At 75.1% G+C, this 12,706-nt stretch carries 13 protein-coding genes; 5 read left to right on the forward strand and 8 right to left on the reverse strand.

The genetic code is table 11. The annotated features are described in order from the left end of the window. Positions 1–5 precede the first annotated feature (5 nt). Entirely contained in the window at positions 6–893 is an 888-nt protein-coding gene (locus tag GA0070620_RS05390) for a dihydrodipicolinate synthase family protein (protein WP_091598078.1), read from the reverse strand. A gap of 71 nt (positions 894–964) precedes the next feature. Between GA0070620_RS05390 and GA0070620_RS05395 the strand changes: the two genes are divergently transcribed. Further along, the gene (locus tag GA0070620_RS05395) at positions 965–1,933 is read left to right on the forward strand and encodes a LysR family transcriptional regulator (RefSeq protein ID WP_091598081.1); all 969 of its coding nucleotides are present in this window, start codon (positions 965–967) and stop codon (positions 1,931–1,933) included. Positions 1,934–1,996: 63 nt separating this feature from the next. Here the strand turns inward: GA0070620_RS05395 and GA0070620_RS05400 are convergent, their stop codons facing one another. The 4 genes from GA0070620_RS05400 to GA0070620_RS05415 form a co-directional block, all read right to left on the reverse strand. Continuing rightward, on the reverse strand, positions 1,997–2,422 hold the full coding sequence (locus GA0070620_RS05400) for an Hsp20/alpha crystallin family protein (protein WP_091588842.1): 426 nt from the start codon (positions 2,420–2,422) through the stop codon (positions 1,997–1,999). A gap of 73 nt (positions 2,423–2,495) precedes the next feature. Further along, positions 2,496–3,017, reverse strand: coding sequence for a GNAT family N-acetyltransferase (locus GA0070620_RS05405; protein WP_231922243.1), 522 nt, complete (start codon positions 3,015–3,017; stop codon positions 2,496–2,498). A gap of 62 nt (positions 3,018–3,079) precedes the next feature. Beyond that, positions 3,080–3,595 (reverse strand): DUF2087 domain-containing protein, encoded by a 516-nt coding sequence (locus tag GA0070620_RS05410; RefSeq protein ID WP_091588843.1) that lies wholly within the window; start codon positions 3,593–3,595, stop codon positions 3,080–3,082. A gap of 69 nt (positions 3,596–3,664) precedes the next feature. After that, entirely contained in the window at positions 3,665–4,162 is a 498-nt protein-coding gene (locus GA0070620_RS05415; RefSeq protein ID WP_091588844.1) for a MarR family winged helix-turn-helix transcriptional regulator, read from the reverse strand. Between the two features lie 68 nt (positions 4,163–4,230). Here GA0070620_RS05415 and GA0070620_RS05420 point away from each other — a divergent pair, with 68 nt between their 5' ends. Both GA0070620_RS05420 and GA0070620_RS05425 read left to right on the forward strand, forming a co-directional pair. Continuing rightward, positions 4,231–5,541, forward strand: coding sequence for an MFS transporter (locus GA0070620_RS05420; RefSeq protein WP_091588845.1), 1,311 nt, complete (start codon positions 4,231–4,233; stop codon positions 5,539–5,541). A gap of 1 nt (position 5,542) precedes the next feature. Further along, on the forward strand, positions 5,543–7,099 hold the full coding sequence (locus GA0070620_RS05425; protein ID WP_231922244.1) for an ArnT family glycosyltransferase: 1,557 nt from the start codon (positions 5,543–5,545) through the stop codon (positions 7,097–7,099). A gap of 33 nt (positions 7,100–7,132) precedes the next feature. Here GA0070620_RS05425 and GA0070620_RS05430 read toward each other — a convergent pair whose 3' ends face one another. Next, positions 7,133–7,510, reverse strand: a complete 378-nt coding sequence (locus tag GA0070620_RS05430) for a nuclear transport factor 2 family protein (protein ID WP_091588846.1) — start codon at positions 7,508–7,510, stop codon at positions 7,133–7,135. A gap of 261 nt (positions 7,511–7,771) precedes the next feature. On the opposite strand from GA0070620_RS05430, the gene GA0070620_RS05435 reads away from it, so the two are divergent. Continuing rightward, positions 7,772–8,950, forward strand: coding sequence for a low temperature requirement protein A (locus GA0070620_RS05435; RefSeq protein WP_091588847.1), 1,179 nt, complete (start codon positions 7,772–7,774; stop codon positions 8,948–8,950). Between the two features lie 25 nt (positions 8,951–8,975). On the opposite strand, the gene GA0070620_RS05440 is transcribed toward GA0070620_RS05435, so the two are convergent. Both GA0070620_RS05440 and GA0070620_RS05445 read right to left on the reverse strand, forming a co-directional pair. Continuing rightward, positions 8,976–9,485: a mycothiol transferase gene (locus GA0070620_RS05440; protein WP_091588848.1), complete on the reverse strand. Its 510-nt coding sequence runs from the start codon at positions 9,483–9,485 to the stop codon at positions 8,976–8,978. A 47-nt stretch (positions 9,486–9,532) separates the two neighbouring features. Continuing rightward, complete coding sequence (locus GA0070620_RS05445; protein ID WP_197677554.1) at positions 9,533–10,996, reverse strand: vWA domain-containing protein; 1,464 nt, start codon at positions 10,994–10,996, stop codon at positions 9,533–9,535. A 240-nt stretch (positions 10,997–11,236) separates the two neighbouring features. Between GA0070620_RS05445 and GA0070620_RS05450 the strand changes: the two genes are divergently transcribed. Next, positions 11,237–12,703: a hypothetical protein gene (locus GA0070620_RS05450; protein WP_091588849.1), complete on the forward strand. Its 1,467-nt coding sequence runs from the start codon at positions 11,237–11,239 to the stop codon at positions 12,701–12,703. Positions 12,704–12,706: the final 3 nt, after the last annotated feature.

A 12,706-nucleotide genomic window follows, 5' to 3' on the forward strand; every position in this document is an offset into this window, starting at 1 on the left:
CGGGGTCAGCGTGCGGCGCCGACCGGCCGTTCTGTCGCGGCGAGCCGCCGCAGCGCCACGCGGACCAGGTCCTCGTCCGGCGGCAGCAGGGGCAGCCGCACGGTGGCGGTCGGGATCCGGCCCTCGGCGTGCAGCACGGCCTTGACCACGGTGGGGTTGGGCGCGGCGAAGAGGGCGGTCGACAACCCGGCGAGCCGGTGGCCGACGGCCCGGCCCCGGCCGGCGACGCCGGCCCGCCAGGCGTCGACGAGGTCGACGAAGCCGGCGGTGGCGAGGTGCGCGGAGGCGAGGATGCCGCCGTGCGCGCCGAGCGCCAGCAGCGGGGAGATCACCGCGTCGTCGCCGCCCAGCACCGCGAACCCGGCCGGCGGGTCGGCCAGCAGCGCGACGGTGTCGGGGTCGACCGCGCCGACGGCGAGCTTCACGCCGATCACGCCGGGCAGTTCGGCGATCCGCCGCAGGGTGTCGACGCCGAGCGGCTGCCCGGTGCGGTACGGCACGTGGTAGACGACCAGCGGGACCGGGCTGGCCGCGGTGAGCGCGGCAAAGTGCGCCACCACCCCGGCCTCGCCGGGCCGGACGAACGGCGGCACCAGGGTGAGCGCGGCGGTCACCTCGGGACGCGCGCGCAGCGCCGTCAGCGCGGCCGGCGTGCTCGCGCCCACCAGCAGCGGCGCGTCGCGCTCCCGGCAGACCCGGGTGAGCGTGTCGAGGACCTCCCGCTGCTCCGCCGGGTCCAGCGCGCCCGGCTCGGCGGTGGTGCCGAGCGCGACCAGGCCCGCCGCGCCGTCGTCGAGCACCTGGTGGGCGAGGTCCGCGAGCGCGGGGTGGGCCACCGCGCCGGTGGCGTCGAACGGGGTGATCAGCGGTACGTACACACCGGAGAGCGTCATGGCCTCAGCGTCCGCCAGCCGGACCGGTAAGGTCCAGTTCACATATCTGTGCTGGATCGTAAGCTGTGCTGATGCTCGACGTGCGCCGGCTGCGGCTGCTCTGCGACCTGTCGCGCCTCGGCACCATCGCCGCGGTGGCGCAGGCGCACACCTACACGCCGTCGGCCGTGTCCCAACAGCTGTCTGCGTTGGAGCGGGAGGCCGGGGTGCCGTTGCTGGAGCGCAGCGGCCGGCGGGTGACCTTCACCCCGGCGGGCCGGGTGCTCGTCACGCACGCCGAGACGGTCCTCGCCGCACTGGAGCAGACCACGGCCGCGCTCGCCGCCGTCGCCACCGGGTTGACCGGCCCGCTGCGCATCGGCGCCTTCCCGACCGCCGTCCGTACGCTGCTGCCGGCGACCCTGGTCGCGCTGGGCCGTCAGCATCCGGGCCTGGAGCTGACCGTCACCGAACTGGATCCGGTCGAGGTCCCGGCCGCGCTGCGCGAGCGGCGGCTGGACGTGGGGCTGTTGCACGACTACGACGTGGTGCCGGTCGACCCGGACCCGGCGCTGGACACGGTGCCGCTGCTGGACGAGACGGTCTTCCTGGCCGTGCCCGCCGGCTCGCCGCTCGCCGTGCCCGCCGGCGGGCCGACGGGCCGGGACGCCGGTTCGCCGCGGAGTGAGGACCGCGATCCGCTGCGCGCGGCGCATGACGCGGCCTGGATCATGGCAAGCCCCGGTACCCTCTGCCACACCGTCACACTGCAGCTCTGCCGTAGCGTCGGCTTCACACCGCGGGTGCGGCACCAGGCCGACGACTTCGCGACGGTGCTCGCCCTGGTCGCGGCGGACCAGGGCGTGTCGCTCGTGCCGCGGCTCGCCGCCGTGGACCCGCCGGCCGGGGTCCGGCTCGTGGCGTTGGGCAGCCGCCGGCGCACCCGGGTGGCGTACCGGCGGGGCGCCGCGCCGCACCCGGCCGTGGCCGCGTTCGTCGCCGCCGTCCGCGCGGCGACCGACGAGTTTCTGGCCCGCCGGCCGGCGGACCGCGTCGAGTGAGTCCCGCCGTCGAGCCGGTGACGGGCGGAGCGGCCGCGTCGGCCGTCCGCCCGTCGCCGCTTGTCAGGCGTTGATCTGCTTGCGGCCGTTGCCGTTGGCGGTGATCGCCACCCGGCGGGGCTTCGCCCGCTCGGCGACCGGGATCCGCAGCGTGAGCACGCCGTTCTCGTAGCCGGCCTCGAGGTTGTCCGTGTCGAGGGTGTCGCCGAGGAACAGCTGCCGGGTGAAGGTCCCCATCGGACGCTCCGCGGCGACCAGCTCCACCCGGTCGCCGGCGGGCCGACGGCGCTCGGCGCGGACGGTCAGCACGTTGCGCTCGACGGTGCAGTCGATGCTGTCCGGGTCGACGCCGGGCAGGTCGAACGCGGCGTAGAAGTAGTCGCCGTCGCGGTAGGCGTCCAGGTGCATCACCGCGGGGCGGGCGGCGGTGCCGAAGAACTGCTCGGCGATCCGGTCGATCTCACGGAACGGGTCGGTGCGCATCAGCATGGTCGTGCCTCCTCGGTTCTCCTGGCCGAAGCTGTCAGGTTGAGTCTGGGCGACTCAACTTCCTCCTCAGTATTTAGCGCGCTCGCGCGTCCTCGTCAACTCCGGGCCGGAGCAGTCGTTCGAACCAGTGTTCGGCGTACCTGTCGTGCGAGTACGCGGGGATCTCCCGGTAGCCGTGGCGGGTGTAGAGGGCGCGGGCCTCGACCAGGTCGCCGCGGGTGTCCAGGCGGATCCGGTCGGCCCCGGCGGCCCGGGCGCACTCCTCGGCCGCGGCCAGCAGGGCGGCGCCGCCACCGTGCCCGCGCAGCGCCGGGCGGACGTAGACCCGGGTCAGCTCGGCCCAGCCCGGCCGGAACCGCAGCCCGGCGCAGCCGGCGGGCTGGCCGTCGTACGTCGCGAGCAGCAGGATCCCGCCCGGGGCCACCAGGTCGTCGCTCGGCGACTCGGCCATCGCGGCCGCCACCTCACCCGGATCTGTCGGGCGGCGGTGGTAGCGGACCACCATCTCCTCGAGGTAGTCGTAGAGCAGGCGGGCCGCGTCGGGGTGGTCGGGTGGGACCGGAGTCGTCGTCCAGGGCGCGTGCGTGTCGGTCACCCGTGGATCGTCTCCACCGGGTCAACGCGTTTTCGCCCGCCGCCCTGCGCCGGCCGGACCGCCTACGGCCGGCGGTAGACGCCCCGGTCCCGGGTGAGCAGCAACTCGTCCACCAGGTAGCGGCGCAGCGTCACGTGGTCGGACCCGCCGCTCGCGCACCAGGGGCGAAGGGCGTCGTTCACAGCCCGCTCCGGGTACGCCGTGTCGGGGGCGAACGAGCGTCGGGCGATGTGCTCCAGGACGATCCGCCGCCGGCCCCGCTGCGCGGGCAGGCCGACGAGCACGCCGTCGCGGACGAACGTGCGCAGCACCGTCTCCGCCGGCGCCTCGGCCGGTCGCGTCGGGCGGGGTGTGCGGGCCAGGTCCCGCAGCCGGGGCTCGTCCACGGCGTACGCGCCGTCGGCGTCGGTGAGCAGCCCGACGTCGGTGAGCCGGCGCAGCGCGGTGACCACCTCACGCGGCGGCAGTCCGGCGCGCTCGGCGACCTCGGCCGGGTCGGCGGCTCCCAGCACGACGGCGGCGAAGACCCGCCGCCGCCCCTCGTCGGCCAGCGCGCCGGCCAGTGCCTGTCTCGTCATACCGGCACCCTGCCAGCGACGGTCCGCGGCACGCCACGCGATTTCGCCGCCGTCGAAGGGCGGGGGCGGTCAGTCGGCGGGCTGCTCGGTGACGAGCAGGACGCGGCGCAGCAGGTCGGACAGGAGTCGCCGCTCGGCCGGGTCGAGCGCCCCGAGCAGTCGGTGCTCCTCGGCGCCGAGAACGTCCAGCGCTCCCCGCCAGGCCGCCCAGCCCGCGTCGGTGAGCGCCACGTCCACCCGACGACGGTCGACGGTAGACGGGATGCGCTCGACGAACTGCCGTCGGGCCAGCGCGTCGACCCGAGCGGTGACCGAGGCGGGGGCCATGTCGAGGTCGGTGGCGATCTCCGAGGGCGCGGCACGACCCTGCCGTCCCGCCAGGGCGTGCAGCGTGTCGAACTCGTGCGCGGGCAGGTCCACGTCGGCCAGCCCGCGTTCCTTGACGGCCCGCAGGTGCCGCGTCAGCGCGCCCATCCGGGTGACCGCGCCCTCGACGTCGGGATCGAGGTCGGGCAGGACCGGCAGCCAGCGTTCGACGTGGCGGTCGACGCGATCGCGAGGAGTCATGAGCCCACAATACTGCAACGTCGAAATATTCGTTGACGAAACATTCGGCGTCGAACTACCTTTCGAGAATGACCCACCCTCTGCGGGATCCCCGCTTCCGGCTCCTCTTCCTCGGCCGCACGGTCTCGGCCGTGGGCGACGCGGTGGTGCCCGCCGCGCTCGCTCTCGCCGTGCTGCGCGCGACCGGATCGACCACCGACCTGGCCGTGGTGCTCGCGGCGGCCATGATTCCCCGGCTCGTCCTGCTGCCCCTGGGCGGCGTGGCAGCCGACCGCTTCGAGGCCCGCCGCGTCGCGATCCTGGCCGACGTGACCCGCTGCCTCGCGCAACTCGTCGTCGGCGTCGAACTGCTCGGCGGCGCTCCGTCGCTGGCCTCCCTCGCCGTGGCCTCCGCGGTCGGCGGCACCGCGGCGGCGTTCGCGCTGCCCACCAGCGCCCCGCTGGTCGCCGGCACCGTCGCGCCCGAGCGCCGGCAGCGGGCCAACGCACTGCTCGGGACGACCGCCAACGCGAGCCGGCTGGTAGGCCCCGCCCTGGCCGGCGCGCTCATCTGGGCCGCCGGTCCGGGCTGGGCCTTCGTCCTCGACGCCGGGTCCTTCGCGGTCAGCGCCGCCCTGCTCGCCGTCATCCGGGTGCGGCCCGTCGCCCGGCCCGAACGCCGGTCCGTCGGCGCGGACCTGCGACACGGCTGGCGCGAGGTGATCTCCCGGGACTGGTTCTGGAGCAGCCTGCTGGCCCACGGGGTGTGGAACGGCGCCGCCGCGGTGCTCACCACCCTCGGCCCCGCCGTCGCCGTCGACCGCCTCGGCGGCGAAGGAGTCTGGGTGCTGTTCCTGCAGGCGGGCGCGGTCGGCATGCTCGTCGGATCGCTACTCGCCGGCCGTACCCGGCCCCGCCGCCCGGTGCTGCTGGCCAACCTCGGACTGGCCAGCTACGCCGCGCCGCTGGTCCTGCTCGCCGTGGCCGCACCCGCCCCGATCGTCATCGCCGCGTACGGGGTGGCGCTCGCCGCCCTCGGCTACCTCAACCCGATCTGGGAGACCGTGGTGCAGAGCCAGTTCCCATCGCACGTGCTGGCCCGCGTCACCTCGTACGACTGGCTGGTGTCGCTGGCGGCCATGCCGGTCGGCTACGCCCTCGCGCCGCTCACCGCGGAGCACTGGGGGGCGCCCGCGCCGCTGGCGGCCGCGGGCGCGCTGGTCCTGGCGGCCTGCGCGGGCACCGCGCTGGTGCCCGGCGTACGGCGGCTGGCGTGGCCGGTGCCCACGGCGCCCGAGCAGCCCAGTGGCGATCCGCTCCCCGCGGGCGGTGACCGTGGCCGACCCGTGACCCGCCGGAGGGCCGCCGGGGCCACGCGAACGGGCACCGGCCCGTCATGATATGCACGTGGCCGAATCCGTCACCGACCTCGACCGTCCGCACCGGCCCGAGGCCACCCCGGCCGACGGCCCACCCGAGCCCGGCCCCCGCACCCGCGGGCCCTGGCTGGTCGCCGCCGCGGTGACCGCCGTGCTGCTGGCCCTGGCCACCCGCTACGGCTACCACCGCGACGAGCTCTACTTCCTGCTGTGCGGCCGGCACCTCGACTGGGGCTACGTCGACCAGGGGCCTCTGGTCCCCGCCCTGGCCCGGCTCGCCGACACCGTCGCACCGGGCAACCTGCTGGTGCTGCGCACACCGTCCGCCCTGATCGCGGGCGGCTGCGCCCTGCTCGTCGCCGCCATCGCCCGGCAGTTCGGCGCCGGGCGGGGCGCCCAGACCTTCGCGGCGCTGCTCGCCGGCTCGTCCGGTCTGGTGCTGGCCAGCGGCCACCTGCTCAGCACCACCACCGTCGACATGGTGGTCTGGCTCGCCGCCGCGCTGTGCGCGGTGCGCGTGCTGCGCACCGGTGACACCCGCTGGGCGCTGCTCCTCGGACTGGTGCTCGGCGTCGGAATGCTCAACAAGCTACTGCCGGCGCTGCTCGCCGCCGGCCTGCTCGCCGGGATCGTGATCGCCGGGCCGCGCCGGCTGCTGCGCGACCGGTGGGTGCTCGCCGGCGCCGGCCTCGCCCTGCTGCTGGCCGCCCCCAACCTGGTCTGGCAGGCCGCGCACGGCTTCCCGCAGCTGTCCGTCGCCGCGTCGATCGCCGACGGCGACAGCTCCTACAGCGGACGCCTCGACGCGTTCACCCTCCAGTTCGTCATCGTCAGCCCGTACGCGGTGCCGATCTGGATCGCCGGGCTCGTCGCCCTGCTCCGCCGGCCCGGCTGGCGGGCGTACCGGGCGCTGGCCTGGGCCTGGCTGGTCGTGGTCGTCGTCGTGCTGGCCGCCGGCGGAAAGGGCTACTACGACGCCCCGCTGCTGCTGGTGCTCACCGCCGCCGGAGCGATCGTCACGCTGGCCTGGGTGAACCGCCGTGCCACCACGGCCCGGCGGGTGCTGCTGGTGCTCGCCGCGCTGCCGTTCCTGGCCCCGAACGCGGTGCTGCTCCTGCCCACCCTGCCCGCCGACCGGCTGCCCGGCTTCGTGGTGGACGTCAACTACGACGCCGGCGAGACGATCGGGTGGCCCGCGTTCGCCGACTCGCTCGCCACGGTGCACCGCGCGCTGCCCACCGAGCAGCGGCAGCGGGCCGTCATCCTCACCAGCAACTACGGCGAGGCGGGCGCGGTGGCGCGTTACGGGCCCGAGCGGGGCCTGCCGGCCGCATACTCCGGGCACAACAGCATGGTCGACTTCGGGCGACCGCCCGACGACGCCGACGTGGTGATCGCGGTCGGCTGGGAGCGCCCCGACCAGCTGCGTGAGTGGTTCACCGACGTCACCCTCGCCGGGCGCGTCGACCAGCGGGTCGACGTCGACAACGAGGAGAACGGCGGTCCGATCTGGCTGTGCACCGGGCTGCGCGAGCCGTGGGCCGCGATCTGGCGCACCGAGGTGCGGCACGCCGGCTGACGCGCGCCCCGGCCCGACGCGTCGCCCGACGGGTCAGGCCGCGGCGATGTGCGCGGCGAGGATCCGCCAGCCCCGCGTGTCGTCGTACACCCAGGTGCGGGTGTAGCGCAGCCGGGCGGCGAAGGGTGCGCCGTCGAACCGGCCGCTCACCCGTCCCACGAAGAACGTCACCCCGGTCGTGCCCTCGACGATCAACTCCAACCCGTCCTCGACGAGCTCCTCGACGACCGACGCCCCGCTGCGGTGCGCGGCCAGGTCGTCCTCCTTGGTGTAGCGGCCGCCGTCCGGCCCGACGGCGATCAGGTGTTCGTCGAGCAGGTCGTCCAGCGCGGCGACGTCCCCGGCCCGCTGCGCGGCCTGAAGCCGCCGCTCCGCGTCCAGCAGCTCCGCCTCACGTTCGCTGTCCGGCATGATGCCGTCCTCCCGGTGACCCGTCCGCCGGTGCCCTCGCCGAGCGGTCGCCCGCGACCCGCCCCCCGCATTCTGGCAGGGCCGCCGGCCTGGTGGCGGTCGCCCCCGGGAACGGCACCCCAATCCCCCGAAGGCCGGACCGGCGCGTCCGGTCGCACCCGATAATCCCTGGTAGGTAGCGGGCGTTCACGGCCGCGCGGTGCGCTGGTCGACGAGGCGTCGCGCGGGCACCCGGACGCGACGGGCGGCGGGAGGCCGGGCATGACCACCGGAGGCAGCGCCGAGCTGGTGCGCCGCCCGAACGGGTCGACCCGGGCCACGCTGCTGGAGCTGCTGTTCGACGTGATCTTCGTGGCCTCCCTGGCGCTGGTGTCGATGCTGATCGCCGACCAGCAGTCCTGGACCGGCGCCGGGAAGACCCTCGTCCTGCTGGCGGCGATCTGGTGGACCTGGGCGGTCACCTCCACCACCACCGACTTCTACGACCCGGAGCAGCGCCCGATCCAGAGCATCCTCATGGTGACCATGCTCGGCGCCGTCGGTATGGCGGCGGCGCTGCCCCTCGCCTCCGACGGCCACGCCCTGATCTTCGCGACGGCCTACGTCATTCCCCACGTCGTACGGGGCCTGGTGCTGGTCGGCATCCTGCGACTGCACCGCCACCAGGCCCAGCAGCGGGCCGCGCGGTTCTTCTTCTGGTTCCTGGTGTCCGCCGTGTTCTGGATCCTCGGCGCCGTGCCGCCCGGCCAACCCCACTGGCCGCTGTGGATCGTCGCCGTCGCCATCGACTACGTCTCGAGCGCCGCCCGCTACCCCACCCCCTGGCTCGGTCGGGTGCCCGTCGGCCAGTACGAGAGGTCCACCGAGCACCTGGGCGAGCGGTACCAGCAGTTCATGATCCTCGCGCTGGGCGACATCATCCTGGTGCCGACGCTGGAGATCAGCACCGCGGACTTCAGCGCCGCCCGGCTGGGGGCGTTCGTCGCCGCCTTCCTCACCATGCTGCTGCTCTGGCAGGTCTACGTGTACCAGGCCGGCACCATCCTCCGGGCCTCCACCCGCATCCGCGGCCGGGCGGCTCGGCTCGGCCCGTACACGCACCTGGTGATGCTCGTCGGCGTGGTCTGCACCGCCGCGGCGTTCGACCTGGTGGTCAGGCGGCCCACCGGCGAGACGCCCGTACGCTGGGTCGTCCTGATCCTCGGTGGTCCGGTCGTGTTCCTGTTGGGGCGCACCCTGTTCGCGTACCTGGTCAGCGGGGCGGTGCCGTGGCACCGGCTGGCCTGGCTCGTGCCGCTCGCCGCCCTGGCGCCGTGGGCGCCCGGGTGGCCCCCGGCCATGGTCACCCTGCTGACCGTCGGGCTGCTGGTCGGGGTCGTGGCCGGTGACATGGTGGGTCGCAACCGGGGGCGGCGCTACCTGCGGGGGAGGCCCGGCTGACCGAGCCGGGCCAGGACCGCCCGCGTCACTCCCCGGTCGGTCCGCCGGCGAGTTCGGTCACCACGTCGAGGTGTCCGACGTGGCGGGCGTACTCCTGGAGCAGGTGGAACAGGACCCGCTCCAGCGACGCCGGCTCGGCGCCCTCCCACCGCGGCCCCGGCGCGCCCACCTCGGCAAGCTCGTGCGCCGACACCACGGCGGTGGTGTGCGCCCCCTGTGACCGCAGCGCCGCCACCAACTCCTCCCGGGTCTCCTCGGGTGCGACGTACCAGCGCTCCCCGCGGCGGTCACCCCACGGTGCGGCGACCTCCCGGCCCTGGAAGCCCCACTCGATCCATCGCAGCTCGACGTGGCGCAGGTGCTTGAGCAGCTCCAGCGGGGTCCACCCGGACGGCAGACGGGTGACGCGCAGCTCCGCCTCGGGCAGGGCGGACACCTTCGCCAGGGCGGTCTCACGGAAGTAGTCGAGGTAGCGGAGGAAGACCTCGGTGCGGTCGGCGGCCGGGACGGTGGGCGAGGGGAACGGCGTGGTCATCGCGCCATTCTGCTGCCCACCGCCCGGACCGGCGCAACCGCCCGCGATCAGCGCAACGCCTCGGCCTCCTCGATGACCTTCGCGAGGTCCCGCACCTCCCCGTCGTCGGTGGCGCTCGCCGCCCGCTGCGCGACGGCCGCCAGGTCCGCCAGGCGCGCTCCGTCGTCACCCTTTAGGACCAGCGCGAAGTACGCGGCCGCGTAGCAGGTCTGCAGCCGGGGCGACACCTCCGCGAAGTCGGCGTCGACGTCGGCGGCGGTCACCGACTCGGACGTCTCGGTCGGCTCGCGGTTCGACGGGTCCGCCCAGCGCACCTGCACCCGGGCCAGCCGCGCCGAGCGGGAGACGCCCTCGACGAGCCGGACCGCGTACAGGGCGGTGACGCTGTGCCCCGGCCCCACCTCGCCACCGTCGACGCGGTCGTCGCGGAAGTCCTCGTCGGCGATGGCCCGGTTGTCGTAGCCGATCAGGCGGTACGACCGCACCGCGTCGGGTTCGAACGTCACCTGGACCTTGGCGTCGAGCGCACGGATGCTCAACGTCGCCGGCAGCTGACGGACGAACACCTTCCGAGCCTGGCTGCGCTCGCTGACGTACACGACGAACCCGTCACCGCGGTCGGCCAGCTGCTCCATCAGCTCGTCGCCGTACTCGCTGCCGACCCCCACGCCGAGCAGCCCGATCTGCTTCTCCGCCTCGTCGCGCACCCGGCGCAGGATCGGCTCCGCGTCGGTCGCGCCCACGTTGGCCAGCCCGTCGGAGAGCACGATCACCCGGTTCGTCGCGCCGGACCGGAAGCCCTCCCGCGCCACCTGGTAGCCGAGCACGAGGCCGGCTTCCAGGTTGGTGCTCGCGCGGGTGTGCAGGGAGTCGATGGCGTCGTGCAGCCGCTCGCCGTCGGCCACGGGGGTCATCTCCCGCACCACCCGGGCCTTCTCGCTGAACTCGACCACGGCGATCGAGTCGGTCGGCCGGAGCTGGTCCACCAGGGTGTGCAGGGCGTCCTGGACGAGGTCGAGCCGGCCGGGCTCGCCCATCGACCCGGAGACGTCGACGACGAAGGTCAGCGCGGCGTCGGGGCGGCTCTTCTCGTCCTCCGAGCGGGTCTGCAGGCCGACCCGCAGCAGCCGGGTGTCGTCCGGGGCCTCGTGCGCGCTCGGCAGGTGGCCGCCGTCGACGTGGACGGCGAATCCGTCGCCGTCGGGCTCGGCGTAGTCCTGCCGGAACGCGTTGACGAACTCCTCGGGCCGTACGCCGGCCCGGTCGGGCAGCCGCCCGTCGGCGATCTGCCGCCGGGCGTAGCCGTAGGAGGCGGTGTCGACGTCGATGCCGAAGGTCGAGCGGGGGTCGTCCTCCACCGCCATCTCCTCGCCGCCCCAGCGGGTCACCCCGTCGGGGTGGCGGACGGGAGCCGACTGGTCCCCCTGGTCCCGCCCAGTACCGCAGGCGGGGACCGCCATCGTGATCGCCAAGACCGCCAGCAGCAGCGGTGACCGTCGCAGGTGGACCATCGGACTCCTTCGGGGCGGGGGTGCGATCCGGGGTGGCACACCGGATCCGTACGGTCATTGGACGCCCGACGCGAGGCGATGTCGGCGCTCCGTGATCGAGCCGATGCACAAGCGTGAGCGCCGTGACCGGTTCGTAGGCGGGCCGTGACCTGCGCCGCCGGCGGGGCGGCGACTCCGGACCCGCGCGGCGGAGCCCGATGCGGCAGAGTGACGCGCGAAGCCGGGACGGGAGGAGTGGCCGTGGAGGGTCCGACCGGGGTGGTGTTCCCCGCGATCGAGGGCAGGCGCAGCACGACGGCGCTCGGCCGGGCGGTTGTCGCCGACGCGCTGCGCGCCGTGGATCCGGTCGGTGCCCGGTCCGCCGAGCACGAGACGGACTGGCGGCACGCGTACCTCGGCCACTTCCGTCGGCTCGTCGAAGCGGGCCTGCTCTCCGGCGACGCCGCGGTCACCATCGCCCGCGACGGCTTGGCCGCACTGCACACCCGGATGCGGGTCGTCGACGACGAGGGCCGCGAGCGCGGGCTGGACGAGGTCTTCGCGGCGTCCGACCCGCACCCGCCGCTGGGCACCGCCACCGTAGGCGGCGACGGCCCGGTCGAGCGGGAGTTCACGCTCCCGTACCGCGGCGACCGCCTGCGGGGCGACGACCTGCGACGCCGCCTCGACGCCTGGGTCGCCGCCGGGGTCGTGGAGCCGTCCTGCGCCGAGGCCGTGGGCACGGTCCTCGACAATCCAGACTGGCTGGACCTGCGCGACCAGCGGATCGTGGTGCTCGGCGCGGGCGCCGAGATGGGTCCCCTGACATCCGTGCTGCGGTGGGGCGGGGACGTCGTCGCGGTCGACCTGCCCCGCCCGGAGATCTGGCAACGTGTGCTGCGCACCGCCCGCCGCCGCGGTGGACGGCTGCACCTGCCGCTGGCCCCCGGCGCCGCCGCCACCGACGACGACCAGAAGCTGGCCGCGCACGCGGGCGCCGACCTGCTGCACCGGTTGCCGCAGGTCGCGCGGTGGCTGGACGGCGTCGACGGGCGGCTGGTGCTGGGCAACTACGTCTACGCCGACGGCGCCACCAACGTCCGGGTCGCGGTCGCGGTGGACGCGCTCACCCGACACCTCCAGGGGCGCCGCGACGACGTCGCGCTCGCGTTCCTCGCCACCCCCACCGACGTCTTCGCCGTCCCCGGCGAGGCCGTCCGCCACGCCGAGCGGGGGTACGCGCGTCGCGGCGTGGGCCGCCGGGCACTGCGGGTGGTCTCCGGCGGCCGGCTGCTGCACCGCAACTACCCGCCGGGCGCCGACCCGGGCGTCAACGACAGTCTCGTGCCGCAGCAGGGCCCCAACTACGCGCTGGCCAAGCGGCTGCAGCGGTGGCGGGCCACGGTCGCCCGGCAGTCCGGCGCGACGGTCTCGTTCACCGTGGCGCCGCCCACCCGCACCCGATCGGTGCTGCGCAACCGGGCGCTCGCCGCCGCGTACGCCGGGGCGCACCGCTTCGGCATCGAGGTGTTCGACCCGGCCACCAGCAACACACTGATGGCCGCGCTGCTGGTGCACCACCTGCGCACCGGCCGCCCGGCGTCCGCGCATCCCTGGCAGGACGAGGCGTACGCCGCCGCGCACGGGGGACTGTGGCGTGTGCCGTACGCCCCGCGGAGCGCCCTCGGTCTCGCCGTCCTGCTCGGTCTGGGTGGCGCCCGCACCTGACCC

Origin of the sequence: Micromonospora krabiensis, assembly GCF_900091425.1 — a bacterium.
In the GTDB taxonomy this organism is placed as follows: domain Bacteria; phylum Actinomycetota; class Actinomycetes; order Mycobacteriales; family Micromonosporaceae; genus Micromonospora; species Micromonospora krabiensis.